Below are 16,787 nucleotides of genomic sequence, written 5' to 3' on the forward strand. Positions count from 1 at the left end.
AGTAAAACATGCCGTAGGGGCTATCGAACAAGCAGCCGCGGCGCGGATTCTACCGAAAGCGCTGACCCATGCCCTAGCCTATTCGACCAACGAGCGACCCATTCGCCGATTAATTTATCCGGTCACGCTTTCGTCATTTAAACAAGCCAGTCTGTTGCCCCTCGAAACCGACACGGAGTTTGTCATGCTGCATGCAGAAAACCAGGATCGCCTTTATCTGATCTCCCCCAGCGACGAACAGGAAGCCCTGATTGGCGGCCTGGCCTTCAACGTTCAGGACCGTCACTGGCTGGTGTATTGCGCCCTCGGTGGCCATCAGCATGCCGACCTGCCCGAGACTGACTTGCTGACCGGGGTGAGCATGCTCGACTTCTATGTCCAAGCGGCCTGAATTCAGGGAGCCATGAAAAAGCCCGGCTTCATCACTGAAGCCGGGCTTTTGTGTTTAAGCAGCGTGCCGACAGGATCGAAAATCAAAAGATCGCAGCCTGCGGCAGCTCCTACACAGAGCCAACATTATTGGCTGAGGATCTGACCGATGGTCGGGTCCTTGAACAGTCGGGTCAGGGCATCGCTCAGCACATCACTGACCAGCTTGGTGTTGGTTTCCTGGTTCGGCGCCATGCCGAAGCGCTGGTCCAGGGACGCGCCGTAACGGCCGCTGTAGCGACGGTTGGCGTTCGACACGTCGGAACGGAAGGTCGCGCCGATAGTCGCTTCGGTCACGTACATGCCTTGTTTAGGCGACTGATACTTCAGTTCGACCAGGGTCACGGTCACTTGCGGAGCGTTCAGCGCATTCTGGCTCGGAGTGAACCCCAGCAGGCGCACGGCGGCTTCGGCCTGGGCTTGCAGCTTGGGCACGATGTCGGCGCTGGCGACGCTGATGGCGCTGGTTTCAGGGTACAGACCGCCACGGGTCCCCAAGGTTGGCGACGGACGACCGTCGACCACTTTCACCACTACCGGCTGGCCTTGGCCCACAGGCGCGAGTTGCGCCAAGAGTTTCGGTTGCGGGCTGAGTTGTTGCGGGCTGTGGGCGCAGCCGACCAGCGTCAAGCTGGTCACAGTGATCAAACCGAACAACAGGCGTTGCAACATGCTCATCTCTCCAGAATCAGGTACAAACAGGCGCGCAGTATAGCGGTGGGCCAGTGCTGCGAACCAGTGGCCTGTACGGCTAGTTCGTTAGCTCAAATTCGGATGCCAGAAGTCCATAGTCAAGGCGCTGTGACGAGTCATAGCCCGTTATGGCGAGAAACAGCAACGCAGGATAGGGGCTCGGCAACGAAGTTGACTAACAGAACTAGCCATACAGGCCACTACCCTTACGCAACACTTGCTCAAACGTCTGACCCGGGCGCTGCGGGCGGGCTGCTGTCACACAGCCGTCACAGCTTTTACATCGGTCTGTCATGCCTGGCTGGCAACCTTCGACTCAGTCACCCAGCAGGTACTCCGCCATGCGCTTTCTCCGGTCCTTGTTCGCTCCACGCCAGCAATACCGCAGCTTTGCCTTGCTCGACCACAAGGGTTGCTGCCAGGCATTCAAGCACTGCTGCCTGCCGCCGATGGGCGACGGCTGGGTCGAAATCGAAGAAATTCGCCTCAATTGGCTACAGCGACCACTGCCCGCCGATGCCCGGATCAGCCCGCGCATGCCCCGCTCACGAGCACATTACGCGTTGACCACCTGACCAAACGGCTAATAAAAGTCATTTAACAAGACCATTTCCATGCGTTTCTTCGCTACAATCTCCCCCCGATTATAAGGACGTCTCCTGATCGGGCCTCGCAGCATCGCTAATGCGCTTGCATTAGCTCCCCGCACCGCCCACAGAGAGCCGCCCACACAGATCGAGTGAAGCTGGCGCGCTTGCTGTTTTTCCTGCAAACCACCACTTTTCGCGAATCTGCCAGAGCTGCCATTGCGCTCGGTCACTGAGTTGTTTGCCCGTTTTGCCTGTCATGTATCCCATGACGGCAGTTAACCTCGGGCCCGGTGCCAGGCTGGGGCAGCCCTTTTTGAGGTTCACGTCTTCAAAAGAGCGTGAAAAAACGGGTTTTCACAACTTCACAAGAGTGTGGCGAGCAAATGAATAGTTTTGCGTCTGAAAATGCACTATTAGCGTCTGAAACAGCCCAACTACACGGGACCGAGCACTCCTCAAGAACTGGAGCCTGAAGCCTGTCCGCTACGGATTTGGTTGCACAAACGGACGCCTAGACCATAAGTCGAATTGCCTGCGGCGCGCTGAAGTGAGTTCATACGAGCTTTGGGCCGGTTGGTAGCGTCCGTCGACGTTGCGAAAAATTGCGAAGATTCGGACATGGCGATCCTGGCCATGGGTGACCTGGGGCTTTATTTGAAGCATGCCCTGTAACTCCTGGCAGCTATGCCGTCAATTTGGTGCTGCAGATTTTGGAGACGCGTTAAATGGCGCATAACGAAGCAGTCGACGTGGTATTGGTTGGGGCAGGCATCATGAGTGCCACCCTCGCTGTACTGCTCAAAGAGCTCGACCCCGCGATCAAGCTGGAAGTCGTCGAGCTGATGGATTCGGGTGCCGCGGAGAGTTCCAACCCGTGGAACAACGCCGGTACCGGTCACGCCGGGCTGTGTGAGCTGAATTACACGCCCCAGGCCGCGGATGGTTCCGTCGATATCAAGAAAGCCGTGCACATCAACACCCAGTTCGAGGTGTCGAAGCAGTTTTGGTCCTATCTGACCAAAAAAAGCACGTTCGGCTCCTCGAAAACTTTCATCGCCCCGGTACCGCACCTGAGCTTCGTGCAAGGTGAGAGCGGCGTTTCGTTCCTGAAAAAGCGCTTCGAGAAGCTGCACAAGCATCACGCTTTCGCGGACATGGAATACACCGAAGACAAGGCGAAAATGGCGGAGTGGATGCCATTGATGATGCCGGGGCGTCCGGCTGACGAAATCGTCGCCGCCACCCGTGTGATCAACGGTACCGACGTCAACTTCGGCAACCTGACCAACCAGTTGCTCCAGCACCTGGCCAGCGCACCCGATGCCCAGGTCAAGTACTGCAAGCGTGTCACCGGCCTCAAGCGTAACAACGGCGGCTGGACCGTCAGCATCAAGGACGTGAACACCGGCAACTCCCGTGATGTCGATGCCAAGTTCGTCTTCCTCGGTGCTGGCGGCGCGGCCTTGCCGTTGCTGCAGGCTTCGGGCATCGAAGAAAGCAAAGGCTTCGGCGGTTTCCCGATCAGTGGCCAATGGCTGCGTTGCGACAACCCGGAAGTGGTCAAACACCACCAGGCCAAGGTGTACAGCCAGGCTGCGGTGGGTTCGCCACCGATGTCGGTACCGCACCTGGACACCCGTGTCGTCGATGGCAAGAAGTCCCTGCTGTTCGGACCTTATGCCGGGTTCACTACCAAGTTCCTCAAGCACGGCTCGTTCATGGACCTGCCGATGTCGGTTCGCGCCGGCAACATCGGCCCGATGCTGGCCGTGGCCAAAAACAACATGGACTTGACCAAGTACCTGGTCAGCGAAGTGATGCAGTCGATGGAGCAGCGTCTGGAGTCCCTGCGTCGCTTCTATCCAGAAGCCAAAGCAGAAGACTGGCGCCTGGAAGTGGCCGGTCAGCGCGTACAGATCATCAAGAAGGATCCGAAGAAAGGCGGCGTTCTGCAGTTCGGTACCGAACTGGTTGCAGCCAAGGACGGTTCGCTGGCGGCCCTGCTCGGTGCCTCGCCAGGTGCCTCGGTGACCGTTTCGATCATGCTTGAGTTGATCGAACGTTGCTTCCCGGAAAAAACCAAAGGCGTTTGGGCGACCAAACTCAAGGAAATCTTCCCAGCTCGGGAAAAGGTCCTGGAAACCGACGCTGCGCTGTACCGCAAGCTCAACACGCAGAACAATCTCAGCCTGGAACTGGTTGAGCCAAGCAGCGAGACCCAAAGCTACGCTTGAAGTCTTGGCGCATAAAAAAACGCCCCGTTCTCCTTGAGAGCGGGGCGTTTTTTTTAGATCTTCGCCGACGATAAGAAAAAGATCGCAGCCTTCGGCAGCTCCTACAGAAGCCGGTCGTACGCATCCCCCTGTAGGAGCTGCCGAAGGCTGCGATCTTTTGATCTTGCGTCTATGTCAGCCGCGAGCCTTCTGGATCAACTCGATGTACTCGGCCGCATTGCGCTGGTCCTGGATCAACTCCACGAAATCCTTGCCCTGCTCGTCCTTGCCATCCAGGTTGTAACCGGCTTCGACAAAGAACCCCAGAAAGCGCTGGAAATCGTCGATACGCAGGCCACGGTAGGCCTTGATCAGTTTGTGCAGGGACGGCGATGTGGCGTCGACCGGCTCGAAATCGAGGAACAATTTGATCTGCGCATCGCCGATCTCGTCACCAATCACCTGTTTTTTATCTTTACGCATTGCCGACTCCAGCTCGCAGACGTTTCACGGGGCGGGCAGTTTACCCCCCGCCAGCCTCTGCGCTCAACGCGCGCGTACGGCCCCGGTGTGCAGATCGGCCCAGACATGCCCGTTGGCATAACTCAGGAACTGGCAATAGACCGTGTCATTGCGCAGCAGATCGATGATCACCCGGTACTGGGCCATCGGGTAATACAGGGTGAGGGTTTTGGTCTTGTCGTCGAATACCGGCTTTTTCAGGCTTTTGCTTTCGCCATCGAAATTGACCAGCACCTGATTGATCGCTGCGCCCTTGTTCAGCGGCTTGCCCTTCAAACGAATCATCACCGGAGAAGTCACCGGGATCGGCTGCTGGCTGGATTGGCGCTGACTGCCGACCACCACCGAGTATTCGGTGACCTGCAGCAGCTGTTGCTGCTCAGGTTGGGCGTCACGCAGGGTCAGATCGTCTGGCGGCAGGAACTGCCCGTGCATCGGCGCTGGCGCGGCCTCCAGCGGCAGGCAGAGTGCCAGCAACACAGCAGCGCAACTGCGAATCAAAAGGCTCATGGTGGGCTCCGGACACATGGCCGAGCACTCTAGCATGGGGCACTGGGCAGCAATCAATCGAACTGCGCGCGCATCCAGGCCTGATATTCGGCCACGCCTGCCTCACCTTCGCGTGGCGCCCAATGCGCCAACTCGCCCTCGCCCACCGGCCGGTAAGGCCCGGATTTGCATTCGAACATCAGGCTGTCGGCTTCCAGCACCACCAGGCCGTGGAACACGCCCGGCGGCAAGTCCACGCCCAGGCAATCGCCGCCTGCCTGCAGCACGCGCTTACTCAGCACCTGACCCGACTCGTCGAAAATCAGCAGGCCGAGGCGGCCCTTGAGAACCAGCAGGGTTTCGGCCTTGTCGGCACCCAGATGCCGATGGGGCGGGATGTAGGTCGAGGGTTGCAAGCCCACCGCCATCCGGTGGCACGGCTCTTCCATCTGATGAAAGTTGTGATGCTGCCGGCCACGAGGGTTGGCCGCGGCTTTCTCGGCCAGTTCGCAGAATAATGATTGGTCGAGAAAGCTCGCGGTTGGCATGTCTTACATTCCTTTGACGGCGAAAATGCCGTTCGCATTGCGCCAGTAGCCTTTGTAATCCATGCCGTAACCGAAGATGTAACGGTCGATGCATGGCAGGCCGACGAAGTCTGCTTTCAGATCAGGGCGAGCCTTGCGGTCGTGATCTTTGTCGATCAGCACGGCAGTGTGTACGGCGCGAGCGCCGGCGTGTTTGCAGAAGTCGATGATCGCGCCCAGGGTATGACCTTCGTCGAGGATGTCGTCGATGATCAGTACGTCACGGTCGATGAACGAGACTTCCGGCTTGGCTTTCCAGAACAGGTCGCCGCCGCTGGTTTCATTGCGGTAACGGGTGGCGTGCAGGTAGGACGCTTCCAGTGGAAAATCAAGGTGGGTCAGCAGTTTGCCGGAGAAAATCAGCCCACCGTTCATCACACAGAAAACCACTGGATTGCGCTCAGCCAGTTGTTCGTTGATTTGCACACCGACACGGGCGATGGCCGCCTCGACTTCAGCTTCGGTGTACAGGCAGTCAGCCTCTCGCATGATTTGACGGATATGCTCGAGATCAGCGGACATGGCGCTCTCCAGGGGGTGGCGGGTTCGGAAAAGCGGGCAAAGGTACGCATCCGGCGGAGCCAGATCAAGCCTTTCTGGACTAACGTACAGCATGTCTATAGGACAACACCCCCGGATAGATTAATCTAGGCCGGTTTTTTTGCCCGCCGCCCGGAGCCATTCCCTATGCCCATCCGTGAGATCCGCCATCCGCTGATCCGCCACAAGCTCGGCCTTATGCGCCGCGCCGACATTAGCACGAAGAACTTCCGTGAGCTCGCTCAGGAAGTCGGTGCCCTGCTCACCTACGAGGCAACCAAAGACCTGCCGCTCGAGAGTTACGACATCGAGGGCTGGTGCGGCACGGTTTCGGTCGAAAAGATCGCTGGCAAGAAGATTACCGTGGTGCCGATCCTGCGCGCCGGTATCGGCATGCTTGAAGGTGTCCTCAGCCTGATTCCAGGGGCCAAGGTCAGCGCCGTGGGCGTGGCCCGCAACGAGGAAACCCTGGAAGCGCATACCTACCTGGAAAAACTGGTTCCGGAAATCGACGAACGCCTGGCAATGATCATCGATCCGATGCTCGCCACCGGCGGTTCGATGGTCGCGACCATTGATCTGCTGAAAAAGGCCGGCTGCAAGGATATCTGCGCCATGGTGCTGGTCGCCGCTCCCGAAGGCATCGCTGCCGTCGACAAAGCTCATCCCGACGTGACCATCTACACCGCGTCCATCGATGAGCGCCTGAATGAACACGGTTACATCATTCCTGGCCTGGGTGATGCCGGCGACAAGATTTTCGGTACCAAGCAGAAGGACGCTTGAGCATGCAGGACGAGTTCAACGACCCGCTCTGGCGTACGATTTTATCGGGTGCACAGATGCTGTTCGTGGCGTTTGGCGCGTTGGTGTTGATGCCGCTGATTACCGGCCTCGACCCCAACGTCGCGCTGTTCACGGCGGGCTTGGGGACTCTGCTGTTTCAGCTGGTCACCGGGCGTCAGGTGCCGGTGTTCCTGGCGTCGAGCTTCGCCTTCATTACCCCGATCATTCTTGCCAAGGGCCAGTTTGGCCTCGCCGCGACCATGGGCGGGGTGATGGCGGCCGGTTTCGTTTATACCTTTCTGGGGGTGGCGGTAAAGATCAAGGGCACCGGTTTCATTGACCGGCTGCTGCCTCCTGTGGTGATTGGCCCGGTGATTATTTCCATCGGCCTGGCCATGGCGCCGATTGCCGCCAACATGGCGATGGGCAAGGCCGGCGACGGCTCTGAGCTGATCCCTTACCAGACCGCCATGCTGATCTCGATGCCGGCGCTGCTGACGACCTTGATCGTGGCCGTCTTCGGCAAAGGGATTTTCCGCCTGGTGCCGATCATTTCCGGCGTGCTGGTGGGCTTCGGCATGGCGTTCTACTTCGGCGTAGTCGATACCGCGAAGATTGCCGCTGCGCCATGGTTCGCGCTGCCGCACTTTACCGCTCCGGAGTTCAACTGGCAGGCGATTCTGTTTATCGTTCCGGTGGCGCTGGCGCCGGCCATCGAGCATATCGGCGGCGTGATCGCGGTCGGTAGCGTGACAGGTCGCGATTATCTGAAGAAACCCGGCCTGCACCGCACCCTGTTCGGTGATGGCATCGCCACCACCGCTGCCGGATTGCTCGGCGGCCCACCCAACACTACCTATGCCGAAGTGACAGGCGCGGTGATGCTGACCAAGAACTACAACCCGAAAATCATGACCTGGGCGGCGATCTTCGCCATCAGCCTGGCGTTTGTCGGCAAGTTCGGTGCGCTGCTGCAGAGCATTCCAGTGCCAGTGATGGGCGGGATTCTCTGCCTGTTGTTCGGCTCGATCGCCGCGGTGGGGATGAACACGATGATTCGCCACAAAATCGATCTGGGCGAAGCGCGCAACCTGGTGATTGTGTCGGTGACCCTGGTGTTCGGGATTGGCGGTGTGCTGGTGGGCACCGGAACCGGCCCGGATGACTTCGGCCTCAAAGGCATCGCCTTGTGCGCGGTGGTGGCGATTGCGCTGAATCTGCTGTTGCCCGGCAATGACAGCTGGAAGCACAAGAAGGCGGATGAGTCGTTGCTTTGATGGGCTGAAGACTTGAGGTCTTTATCGACTGTCGGATAGCTATCGCGAGCAAGCCCGCTCCCACATTGAATATTCGGCGTACACATAATTTGTGTTCGACCCCGATCCAATGTGGGAGCGAGCTTGCTCGCGATTGGTTCTTGAGGTTACAAGGCTCTCGGCGCCCGTTCGCACAGCGTATTCAACGCCACCGCCCATTCAGGGTGGTCATTCAGACAGGGCACCAGCACCAGCTCCTCGCCCCCCGCTTCGCGGAACTGCTCACGCCCGCGATCGCCAATCTCTTCCAGCGTCTCGATGCAGTCGGCAACGAATGCCGGGCACATCACCAGAATTTTCTTCACGCCTTGGGCTGCGAGGTCTTCAAGCCGCGCTTCGGTGTAGGGTTCGATCCATTTCGCCCGGCCCAGCCGCGACTGGAACGAGACTGACCATTTATCCTCCGGCAACCCCAGGCGCTCGGCAAAGGCCCGGGCCGTGCGCAGGCACTGGCCGCGATAACAGGTCGCGAGGACCTCTGGCGATGCATCACGGCAGCAATCGCCCCCACCGTTGAAGCAATGACCGGGGTTGAGCTTTTTCAGATGCCGCTCCGGCAGGCCATGGAAACTCAGCAGCAGGTGATCGAAATCCTGCTGCAAATGCGGCTTGGCACTGGCCACTAGCGCGTCCAGGTATTCCGGCTGGTCGTAGAACGGCTGCAGCACCGAGAACTGAATATCCAGCTGCTTTTCCCGCACCACCCGCCTGGCCTCTTCGATCACCGTGGTCACGGTGCTGTCGGCAAACTGCGGATAGAGCGGCGCCAGGGTGATGTTCTTGTGCCCTTGGGCGGCCAGCCGGGTGAGCGTCGTCTCAATCGACGGCTCGCCGTAACGCATTGCCAACTCCACCGGGCCCTGAGTCCATTGTTCGGTCATCGCCCGTTGCAGGCGCTGGCTGAGGACCACCAGCGGCGAACCCTCCTCCCACCAGATCGACGCGTAGGCGTGGGCCGACTGTTCAGGGCGCTTGATCAAAATCAGCGAGACCAGCAAACGTCGCACCGGCCATGGCAGGTCGATGACGTAAGGATCCATCAGAAATTGATTGAGGTAGCTGCGCACATCAGCCACCGAAGTGGAGGCAGGCGAACCCAGGTTGACCAGGAGCAACGCGTGATCGGTCATGCAACGTCCTTTCAAAGGCGGCTGGATAAATCGTCCAGTGCCGCATGTAAATCAGTGAACTGAAAAGTAAAACCCGCCGCCAACAAACGTGTCGGCGTGGCCCGCTGGCCACCCAGCAGCAACAGTGACAACTCACCCAGGCCAACCCGCAAAACCAGGGTCGGCAACGGCACTATCGCCGGCCGGTGCAACACGCTGCCCAGGGTCTTGGCAAACTCGCGATTGCGTACCGGCTTCGGCGCGCAGGCATTATAAGGACCGCGGGCGTCTTTCTGATTCAGAAGAAAATCAATCAGGGCGATTTGATCCTTGATATGAATCCACGGCATCCACTGCCGACCACTGCCAATAGGCCCGCCCAGCCTGAGTTTGAAGGGAATTAACAGCCGCGACAAAAAGCCGCCCTCGGCGGCCAGCACCAACCCGGTGCGAATCAGCACCACGCGGATGCCCATGGCCTCGGCGCGTTGCGCGGTTTCCTCCCAGGCAATACACAGCTGACTGGCGAAATCTTCATTGATCGGCGGCGAGTCCTCGGTCAGCTCGCGCTCCCCACCATCGCCATACCAGCCCACCGCCGAACCGGAAATCAGTAGCTGTGGTTTTTGTTCGCGACTTTCCAGCCAGGCAAGCAGGGTTTCAGTCAGGCTGATCCGGCTGCTCCAGAGCAACGCCTTGCGCTTGTGGGTCCAGGGCCGACTGGCAATCGGTGCACCGGCGAGGTTGATCACCGCGTCGAGCGGCTCGGCGCCAAACTCTTCGAGGCGGCCGATTCCGCGGACTTCGGCACCGCAAAGCTTTGCCACTTGGTCCGGTCGACGACTCCATACAGTCAAGCGATGACCTTGAGTCAACCAGTGTCGGCAGAGCTGACGTCCTATCAAACCAGTACCGCCGGTCAGCAATATGTGCATGACGACTTCCTCGCGTGGCGTTTTACCCTGTCCATTAGTCTATTTTTATAAGCAGGGATCTTTTCAATTGGGCAGGCTCTATGGTTAACAATAGGACAACCTACCGGAACAGCTTGCGAGACCGCGCACGCAAAAATCTATACCAAAAAACAATATTGTACAGGTTTAATCCACGGCGTAGTCTGTACAGAAGGTAAACGAGGCCCCTATGACTGTACCTATCGCAATCATCGGCACCGGCATCGCCGGTCTGTCAGCCGCCCAGGCACTTCGTGACCTCGGGCATGAGATACAACTTTTCGATAAAAGTCATGGCAGCGGCGGACGCATGTCGAGCAAGCGCAGCGACGCTGGCGTGCTGGACTTGGGGGCGCAGTATTTCACTGCCCGTGACCGCCGCTTCGTCACCGAAGTCCAGCGCTGGCAAGCCAAGGGCTGGGTCGCCGAATGGACTCCGCTGCTCTATAACTTTCACGGCGGCCAGCTCACCCTTTCCCCGGACGAGCAGACTCGCTGGGTCGGTACGCCACGCATGAGCGCCATCACTCGCGCCCTGATCGGCGACCTGGAAGTGCATTTCGGCTGCCGTATCACCGAGGTCTACCGTGGCGAGCAGCATTGGCATCTGCAAGATGCCGAAGGCTTCACCCACGGCCCATTCAGCCATGTAGTGATCGCCACTCCGGCCCCTCAGGCCACCGCCCTGCTGGCGGCCGCGCCAAAATTGGCGGGTGCTGCCGCCAGCGTGAAAATGGAGCCGACCTGGGCCGTCGCCCTGGCCTTCGAAACACCGCTGGATACCCCGATGGAAGGCTGCTTCGTGCAGGACAGCCCACTCGACTGGCTGGCTCGCAACCGCAGTAAACCGGGGCGTGACACCACCCTGGACACCTGGGTACTGCACGCCACCAGCAGCTGGAGCCGGCAGCATATCGACCTGCCGAAAGAGGCCGTCATCGAGCAACTGCACGGTGCTTTCGCCGAGTTGCTGCACAGCGCCATGCCCGCTCCGACCTTCAGTCTTGCCCACCGCTGGCTCTATGCCCGGCCGGCCGGCACGCATGAATGGGGCGCCTTGGCCGATGCCGATCTGGGCCTGTATGTGTGTGGCGACTGGTGCTTGTCCGGACGCGTCGAAGGGGCCTGGCTCAGTGGCCAGGAAGCCGCCCGCCGCTTGCATGAACACCTGCAGTGAAGCGCACCCTGCAGGAACAGCCGGGCGGCGCGTTTATTCAGAAGAAACACGCGTTATCGTTAACGCCCATCGCAAGCATGCTCGCTCCTACAGAGTTAAGCTCGCCCCCTCCTCTGAAAAACCTATACAAATAGTTTGACTTGTACACCTTTGAATCTATGATGAATTAAAGTTGTACGGGTAAACAAATCTGTACAGACCTGAATCAGAGGCCCCCCATGCCCGGTAACGCTACCGCGACCCGACCGAAAATCGCTGTCAGTGCTTGCCTGATGGGTGCTGAAGTCCGTTACAACGGTGGGCACAAGCAATCGTACCTGTGCAGCCACACCCTCACGGACTATTTCGACTGCATTGCGGTCTGCCCGGAAGTCGCTATCGGCTTGGGCATTCCCCGTGAGCCAATCCGCCTGGTGGGTGATCCACAGCATCCGGATGCCGTCGGCACGGTTCATCACGAGCTCAATGTCACTCGACCCTTGGCTGATTACGCCTCAAAAATGGCCGGCGAACTGCATGACATCTGCGGCTATATCTTCATGCAGAAGTCGCCTTCCTGCGGCCTGCACCGGGTAAAGGTCTACCAGGATAACGGCATGCCGATTAATGGTGGCAGCCGCGGGATCTATGCCCAGGCGTTCTGCGCGTTGCATCCTGACCTTCCGGTAGAAGAAGACGGCCGCCTGAATGATCCGGTACTGCGCGAAAATTTTCTGACTCGGGTTTTCGCCTATGCCGCCTGGCAGCAGTTGCTCAAGGAGGGCTTGAGCCGCCGCCGGCTGACCGAATTTCACTCGCGCTACAAATACCTGCTCATGGCCCATAACCCGGAGCAATACAGAGCCCTGGGCAATTTGCTCGGCAGCATGGGCAAATCCGACCCTGCCCTGCTCGGTCCTCGGTATTTCAGCGAGCTGATGGCGGCGCTAAAAAAATGCGCCACCCGCCGCACCCATACCAATGTTTTGCAACATCTCAGTGGTTACCTCAAGCAAGCCATCAGTGCCGAAGATAAGCAGGAAATGCAGCAGGTCATCAGCCAGTACCTTCGCGGCATCGTGCCGTTGGTAGTGCCCTTGACGCTGCTCAAGCACCACCTGCGCCTGCACCCCGATCCGTATGTCGCGCAGCAGGTGTATCTGCAACCGCACCCGGAAAACCTCAGCCTGCGCAATGCGATCTAACCCATGACCAAGCCCGACACTTGCGCCAACGATGATCCCGGCGCCGACTACCAACAGGCACTGGAAGACGGCTGGCTGCCGATTCGCGAAGTCGCCCGCCAGACCGGCGTCAACGCCGTCACGCTGCGGGCCTGGGAGCGCCGCTATGGCTTGATCGTGCCGCAACGTACACCCAAAGGGCACCGCTTGTTCTCCAGCGAACATGTGCAACGTATTTTGATGATCCTTACCTGGCTCAACCGCGGCGTTGCGGTCAGTCAGGTCAAGCACCTGCTGGATACGCCACAGGCATCCTTGCAGCCCGCCGAAAACGATTGGCAGGCCTTGCGCCGAAGCCTGCTGCAGGCGATCAGCCAGTTGGCCGAACGCCAGGTCGACGAGACCTTCAACCAGGCCATGTCCCTCTACCCGCCGCGAACCTTGTGCGAACACCTGCTGATTCCGCTGCTGGCTGACCTCGAGCAGCGCTGGCAGGGCCAGTTCGGCACGCAAATGGAACGGGTGTTTTTCTATTCCTGGCTGCGCAGCAAGTTCGGCGCAAGGATCTACCATAACAATCGCCAGTTACGCACAGCGCCGCTGCTGTTGATCAACCACTCGGGCCTGCCGCTGGAGCCCCACCTGTGGCTTACCGCCTGGCTGGTGAGCAGCGCCGATTGCCCGGTAGAAGTCTTCGACTGGCCGCTGCCCGCGGGTGAACTGGCGTTGGCCGTCGATCACCTGCAAGCCCGTGGCGTACTGCTCTATTCGAGCCACGCGATAAATGTGAGCCAACTGACGAAACTTCTGAATGGTGTCAGCTGCCCAAAAGTCATTGCCGGACCCACGGTGCGCATCCACCACGCCGAGCTGTCCCTGAAAACAACTGAAATGGCTGATTTGTTCCTCGCCGACGACCCTTTGTCGGCTCATCAGGGATTGGTTCAATGCGGTCTGATTTAAGGTTTTTCCTGGAATGACCCTGCAATTGATCTGGCTGCGTAGCGATCTGCGCGTACATGACAATACTGCCCTCTCGGCCGCCGCGGCGAGCGGCCCGACGGTAGCGGTGTACGTGCTGAGTCCCAAGCAATGGCTGGCCCACGACGACGCTCCGTGCAAAGTCGACTTCTGGCTACGTAATCTGCGTGAGTTGAGCACAGCCCTGGGTGAACTGAATATCCCCTTGCTGATCCGCCATGCCGGCACCTGGGAACAGGTGCCGCAGGTAGTGCTCGAGGTATGCCGGCAACACCGGATCGAAGCGGTTCATGCCAACGAGGAATACGGCGTTCATGAAAGCCTGCGTGATACGGCCGTCAATAAAGTGCTGCAAGCCCACGGCATTACCTTCCACAGTTACCTCGATCAATTGCTGTTCAAGCCCGGCAGCGTTCTGAGCAAGACCGGCAGCTATTTCCAGGTCTTCAGCCCGTTCCGTAAAGTCTGCTACGCCCGCCTGCACAGTGCGCTACCGCGATTGATCAGCGCGCCCAACACCCAGTTGCCGCCCTCCATCGGCAGCGATCCGGTTCCATCACAGGTAGAAGGTTTCGCGCCACCCGGCGAGGCGTTGCGCACACTCTGGCCTGCGGGTGAAACCGAGGCACGGCACCGTCTGGAGCGTTTTGCCGAGCAGCAGATCGACTATTACAAAAGCGAGCGGGACTTTCCGGCCAAGCCTGGTACCAGCCAACTGTCCGCGTACCTGGCCGCCGGGGTTATTTCGCCACGCCAGTGCTTGCATGCTGCCTTGCAAAGTAACCAGGGTGAGTTTGAAAGCGGCAATGAAGGCGCCGTGAGCTGGATCAACGAACTGCTCTGGCGCGAGTTCTATAAACATATTCTGGTGGGTTACCCAAGAGTTTCCCGGCACCGCGCATTTCGCCTGGAAACCGAAGCCCTGGCCTGGCGCCACGCCCCCGAAGAACTGGCCGCCTGGCAACAGGGCAGGACCGGTTTGCCGATCGTCGACGCAGCCATGCGCCAATTGCTGGAAACCGGCTGGATGCACAATCGGTTGCGAATGGTCGTGGCGATGTTTCTGACCAAGAACCTGCTGATCGACTGGCGTGAAGGCGAGCGGTTCTTCATGCGCCACTTGATCGACGGCGATCTGGCGGCGAACAACGGTGGCTGGCAATGGAGTTCGTCCACGGGTACCGATTCGGCGCCATATTTCCGCATTTTCAACCCGCTGAGCCAGTCGGAAAAGTTCGATGCTCAAGGGTTGTTCATCAAGCACTGGTTGCCGGAACTGGCGGCTCTGAGCAATAAAGATATCCACAACCCGGCCGCCATGGGTGGATTATTCGGCGTGGCCGACTACCCACCGCCGATAGTCGACTTGAGCCAGTCTCGTCGACGGGCACTGGCCGCATTCAAGAGCCTGCCCTCGCGACAGGCCGCGGGAGCCGGGGATGAATAATTTCAGAAGGAGAATGGGATGAGTCGTACACCTCCACGCCGTATCTGGCTGACCGGTGCGGGCAGCGGAATCGGTGCCGCGCTGGCCGAGGAGCTGCTCACGTCAGGGGCGCACCTTGCTCTCAGCGCACGTGCTGTCGCGCCACTGCAAGCGTTGTCCGCGCGGTTTCCGGGCCAGGTGCTGCTGGTCCCCGGCGACCTCACCAACAGCCAGCAGGTGCGAGAGATCGGCGAACGCATCGGCGAGGCCTGGGGCTCGCTCGACAGCTTGATTCTCAATGCCGGCACCTGTGAATACGTCGATGCCAGGCAGCACGACAGCTCAATCATCGAACACGTGGTGCGCACCAACCTGCTGGCCAGCAGTTATTGCATCGAAGCCTCCCTGCCCCTGTTGCGGGCCGGGAACACACCGCATCTGGTGGGCATCGCCAGCTCAGTGACCTGGCTGCCGCTGCCGCGAACTGCCGACAATGGCGCTTGCAATAGCGGCCTGCGCTCAATGTTCGAATCGCTGCGCATCGATCTGGCACCACAAGGCATTGACGTCACCGTATTGAGCCCAGGCTTCGTCAATACGCCATCGATCGATGAAAATGACGTGCCCATGCCGCAGAACTGGCCGCTGGACAAGGCCGCACGGCATGCCCTGGAGGAAATCCAGAGGCGCCCGCCGACCGTCGCTTTTGCGGCCTTGAACATGGCCGGGTTCTGGCCGCTGCCGAAGTAGCCGGCCCGGGTGAAGCACTGATCGGCAAACACAAGGACGCGCCACTGCGTCCGTCAGGCCTTTCACACAACAGTGGCTCCCTGCCTTACACTGCACGGCTATGATCAATATTCCCCTCATCGAGATCGCCGAACCGGCCGTCACCTGCTCCACCTGCGCGGCCTGCTGCTGCCAACTGGAAGTCATGCTGATTACCGACACCGGCGTGCCCGAACGTTTTATCGACACGGACGATTGGGGCGGGGAAGTCATGCTGCGCCTGGATGACGGCTGGTGCGCCGCGCTGGATCGCAACAGCATGATGTGCACCATCTACGAAAAACGCCCGCTGATCTGTCGGGAATTCGAGATGGGTGCGCCAGAATGCATCGATGAACGACAGGGGATTTCGACGGCGTATTGCTGAGAAACATAGCACCTGTGGCGAAGGAGCTTGCTCCCTCGCCACAGGTCGCAGACTTACAACGCCATCGTGTAATGCAACGCGTAACTCTCTATTCCGTCGTTGGGGCTGGCAATACCGGCGTTGGAGTAGTGCGTCGCGCGAACGCCAATTTCATGCCCACCGGCGAAGCGCAGGCCTACACCGAAACGGTCCTCGAACTGAAAGGCCGACCCCAGGTTGTTGCTCTCCAACTCGGTGGAGGCAAACACCGCTACGCCTACCCCTAATTCAATGTACGGCTTGACGGTTTCACCGGCGAACTCATACACAAATACCGGCGAGAACGACAGGCTGTGATTGCTGGAGGTCTGGTCGCCATCCCAGTAGGTGTAGGCAGCGTCCCAGTAGCCCGTCAGACGGCCGACACTAGTCTGTAGCCAGTTCTTGTCCCAATCCAGTTGCATGCCCAGACGATAGGTCATCGTCGACTCGCCAGTCCGGCCGACCGCGAACTCGACCCCCGCAGCCTGTGCCGAAAAACTGTGTCCCAGCATGGCAGTCGCAATAGCGGCCAAACAGAATAGTCGCTTCATGAGAAACATCCTTTTCCGAACGTTTTTTGTATTGTTCTTTTACTACTCAACAGACTAGCTATAGAAGTCGCTGCTCATGCAGAAG

At 59.3% G+C, this 16,787-nt stretch carries 18 protein-coding genes and 1 pseudogene; 11 read left to right on the forward strand and 8 right to left on the reverse strand.

Annotation, left to right across the window (positions count from 1 at the left end; translation table 11 throughout):
• Positions 1-184 precede the first annotated feature (184 nt).
• On the forward strand, positions 185-391 hold the full coding sequence (locus F8N85_RS02655; protein ID WP_150802124.1) for a hypothetical protein: 207 nt from the start codon (positions 185-187) through the stop codon (positions 389-391).
• A 125-nt stretch (positions 392-516) separates the two neighbouring features.
• On the opposite strand, the gene F8N85_RS02660 is transcribed toward F8N85_RS02655, so the two are convergent.
• On the reverse strand, positions 517-1,101 hold the full coding sequence (locus F8N85_RS02660) for a YajG family lipoprotein (protein WP_150802125.1): 585 nt from the start codon (positions 1,099-1,101) through the stop codon (positions 517-519).
• Between the two features lie 362 nt (positions 1,102-1,463).
• Here F8N85_RS02660 and F8N85_RS02665 point away from each other — a divergent pair, with 362 nt between their 5' ends.
• Complete coding sequence (locus F8N85_RS02665) at positions 1,464-1,697, forward strand: hypothetical protein (protein ID WP_150802126.1); 234 nt, start codon at positions 1,464-1,466, stop codon at positions 1,695-1,697.
• A 740-nt stretch (positions 1,698-2,437) separates the two neighbouring features.
• Positions 2,438-3,946 carry a malate dehydrogenase (quinone) gene (gene mqo, locus F8N85_RS02670; RefSeq protein ID WP_150802127.1) on the forward strand — a complete coding sequence of 503 codons (1,509 nt, stop codon included), beginning with the start codon at positions 2,438-2,440 and terminating at the stop codon, positions 3,944-3,946.
• 174 nt (positions 3,947-4,120) lie between these two features.
• On the opposite strand, the gene F8N85_RS02675 is transcribed toward mqo, so the two are convergent.
• The 4 genes from F8N85_RS02675 to F8N85_RS02690 form a co-directional block, all read right to left on the reverse strand.
• Positions 4,121-4,408 (reverse strand): PA4642 family protein, encoded by a 288-nt coding sequence (locus F8N85_RS02675; protein WP_150802128.1) that lies wholly within the window; start codon positions 4,406-4,408, stop codon positions 4,121-4,123.
• Between the two features lie 63 nt (positions 4,409-4,471).
• Positions 4,472-4,957 carry a hypothetical protein gene (locus tag F8N85_RS02680; protein ID WP_150802129.1) on the reverse strand — a complete coding sequence of 162 codons (486 nt, stop codon included), beginning with the start codon at positions 4,955-4,957 and terminating at the stop codon, positions 4,472-4,474.
• A 53-nt stretch (positions 4,958-5,010) separates the two neighbouring features.
• Positions 5,011-5,484: a WbuC family cupin fold metalloprotein gene (locus F8N85_RS02685; RefSeq protein ID WP_150802130.1), complete on the reverse strand. Its 474-nt coding sequence runs from the start codon at positions 5,482-5,484 to the stop codon at positions 5,011-5,013.
• A gap of 3 nt (positions 5,485-5,487) precedes the next feature.
• Positions 5,488-6,045, reverse strand: coding sequence for a hypoxanthine-guanine phosphoribosyltransferase (locus F8N85_RS02690; RefSeq protein WP_150802131.1), 558 nt, complete (start codon positions 6,043-6,045; stop codon positions 5,488-5,490).
• Between the two features lie 165 nt (positions 6,046-6,210).
• On the opposite strand from F8N85_RS02690, the gene upp reads away from it, so the two are divergent.
• Positions 6,211-6,849 (forward strand): uracil phosphoribosyltransferase, encoded by a 639-nt coding sequence (upp, locus tag F8N85_RS02695; protein ID WP_150802132.1) that lies wholly within the window; start codon positions 6,211-6,213, stop codon positions 6,847-6,849.
• 2 nt (positions 6,850-6,851) lie between these two features.
• On the forward strand, positions 6,852-8,126 hold the full coding sequence (locus F8N85_RS02700) for a uracil-xanthine permease family protein (protein WP_150802133.1): 1,275 nt from the start codon (positions 6,852-6,854) through the stop codon (positions 8,124-8,126).
• A gap of 146 nt (positions 8,127-8,272) precedes the next feature.
• On the opposite strand, the gene hemH is transcribed toward F8N85_RS02700, so the two are convergent.
• Positions 8,273-9,295: a ferrochelatase gene (gene hemH / locus F8N85_RS02705; protein WP_150802134.1), complete on the reverse strand. Its 1,023-nt coding sequence runs from the start codon at positions 9,293-9,295 to the stop codon at positions 8,273-8,275.
• Between the two features lie 11 nt (positions 9,296-9,306).
• On the reverse strand, positions 9,307-10,209 hold the full coding sequence (locus tag F8N85_RS02710) for a TIGR01777 family oxidoreductase (RefSeq protein ID WP_150802135.1): 903 nt from the start codon (positions 10,207-10,209) through the stop codon (positions 9,307-9,309).
• A gap of 208 nt (positions 10,210-10,417) precedes the next feature.
• On the opposite strand from F8N85_RS02710, the gene F8N85_RS02715 reads away from it, so the two are divergent.
• The 6 genes and pseudogenes from F8N85_RS02715 to F8N85_RS02740 all read left to right on the forward strand — a co-directional run bounded on the left by F8N85_RS02715 (position 10,418) and on the right by F8N85_RS02740 (position 16,130).
• On the forward strand, positions 10,418-11,404 hold the full coding sequence (locus F8N85_RS02715; RefSeq protein WP_150802136.1) for an NAD(P)/FAD-dependent oxidoreductase: 987 nt from the start codon (positions 10,418-10,420) through the stop codon (positions 11,402-11,404).
• Positions 11,405-11,622: 218 nt separating this feature from the next.
• On the forward strand, positions 11,623-12,588 hold the full coding sequence (locus F8N85_RS02720; RefSeq protein WP_150802137.1) for a YbgA family protein: 966 nt from the start codon (positions 11,623-11,625) through the stop codon (positions 12,586-12,588).
• 3 nt (positions 12,589-12,591) lie between these two features.
• The gene (locus F8N85_RS02725) at positions 12,592-13,530 is read left to right on the forward strand and encodes a MerR family transcriptional regulator (RefSeq protein WP_150802138.1); all 939 of its coding nucleotides are present in this window, start codon (positions 12,592-12,594) and stop codon (positions 13,528-13,530) included.
• A 19-nt stretch (positions 13,531-13,549) separates the two neighbouring features.
• Positions 13,550-14,995 carry a deoxyribodipyrimidine photo-lyase gene (phrB, locus tag F8N85_RS02730; protein ID WP_150802199.1) on the forward strand — a complete coding sequence of 482 codons (1,446 nt, stop codon included), beginning with the start codon at positions 13,550-13,552 and terminating at the stop codon, positions 14,993-14,995.
• Positions 14,996-15,013: 18 nt separating this feature from the next.
• Positions 15,014-15,721: pseudogene (locus tag F8N85_RS02735) on the forward strand (SDR family NAD(P)-dependent oxidoreductase); the annotation flags it as partial.
• 103 nt (positions 15,722-15,824) lie between these two features.
• Positions 15,825-16,130, forward strand: coding sequence for a YkgJ family cysteine cluster protein (locus F8N85_RS02740; protein ID WP_150802140.1), 306 nt, complete (start codon positions 15,825-15,827; stop codon positions 16,128-16,130).
• Between the two features lie 53 nt (positions 16,131-16,183).
• On the opposite strand, the gene F8N85_RS02745 is transcribed toward F8N85_RS02740, so the two are convergent.
• A complete protein-coding gene (locus tag F8N85_RS02745; protein WP_150802141.1) occupies positions 16,184-16,702 on the reverse strand; it encodes an acyloxyacyl hydrolase in 519 nt (172 codons plus the stop codon).
• Positions 16,703-16,787 lie beyond the last annotated feature (85 nt).

The sequence above is a fragment of the Pseudomonas fluorescens genome (genome assembly GCF_902497875.1).
Taxonomy (GTDB): domain Bacteria; phylum Pseudomonadota; class Gammaproteobacteria; order Pseudomonadales; family Pseudomonadaceae; genus Aquipseudomonas; species Aquipseudomonas fluorescens_BR.

Coding starts and splice junctions, on each gene's coding strand:
- F8N85_RS02655 (WP_150802124.1), top strand. CDS start 185: ATGCTGCATGCAGAAAACCAGGATCGCCTTTATCTGATCTCCCCCAGC.
- F8N85_RS02660 (WP_150802125.1), bottom strand. CDS start 1,101: ATGTTGCAACGCCTGTTGTTCGGTTTGATCACTGTGACCAGCTTGACG.
- F8N85_RS02665 (WP_150802126.1), top strand. CDS start 1,464: ATGCGCTTTCTCCGGTCCTTGTTCGCTCCACGCCAGCAATACCGCAGC.
- mqo (WP_150802127.1), top strand. CDS start 2,438: ATGGCGCATAACGAAGCAGTCGACGTGGTATTGGTTGGGGCAGGCATC.
- F8N85_RS02675 (WP_150802128.1), bottom strand. CDS start 4,408: ATGCGTAAAGATAAAAAACAGGTGATTGGTGACGAGATCGGCGATGCG.
- F8N85_RS02680 (WP_150802129.1), bottom strand. CDS start 4,957: ATGAGCCTTTTGATTCGCAGTTGCGCTGCTGTGTTGCTGGCACTCTGC.
- F8N85_RS02685 (WP_150802130.1), bottom strand. CDS start 5,484: ATGCCAACCGCGAGCTTTCTCGACCAATCATTATTCTGCGAACTGGCC.
- F8N85_RS02690 (WP_150802131.1), bottom strand. CDS start 6,045: ATGTCCGCTGATCTCGAGCATATCCGTCAAATCATGCGAGAGGCTGAC.
- upp (WP_150802132.1), top strand. CDS start 6,211: ATGCCCATCCGTGAGATCCGCCATCCGCTGATCCGCCACAAGCTCGGC.
- F8N85_RS02700 (WP_150802133.1), top strand. CDS start 6,852: ATGCAGGACGAGTTCAACGACCCGCTCTGGCGTACGATTTTATCGGGT.
- hemH (WP_150802134.1), bottom strand. CDS start 9,295: ATGACCGATCACGCGTTGCTCCTGGTCAACCTGGGTTCGCCTGCCTCC.
- F8N85_RS02710 (WP_150802135.1), bottom strand. CDS start 10,209: ATGCACATATTGCTGACCGGCGGTACTGGTTTGATAGGACGTCAGCTC.
- F8N85_RS02715 (WP_150802136.1), top strand. CDS start 10,418: ATGACTGTACCTATCGCAATCATCGGCACCGGCATCGCCGGTCTGTCA.
- F8N85_RS02720 (WP_150802137.1), top strand. CDS start 11,623: ATGCCCGGTAACGCTACCGCGACCCGACCGAAAATCGCTGTCAGTGCT.
- F8N85_RS02725 (WP_150802138.1), top strand. CDS start 12,592: ATGACCAAGCCCGACACTTGCGCCAACGATGATCCCGGCGCCGACTAC.
- F8N85_RS02740 (WP_150802140.1), top strand. CDS start 15,825: ATGATCAATATTCCCCTCATCGAGATCGCCGAACCGGCCGTCACCTGC.
- F8N85_RS02745 (WP_150802141.1), bottom strand. CDS start 16,702: ATGAAGCGACTATTCTGTTTGGCCGCTATTGCGACTGCCATGCTGGGA.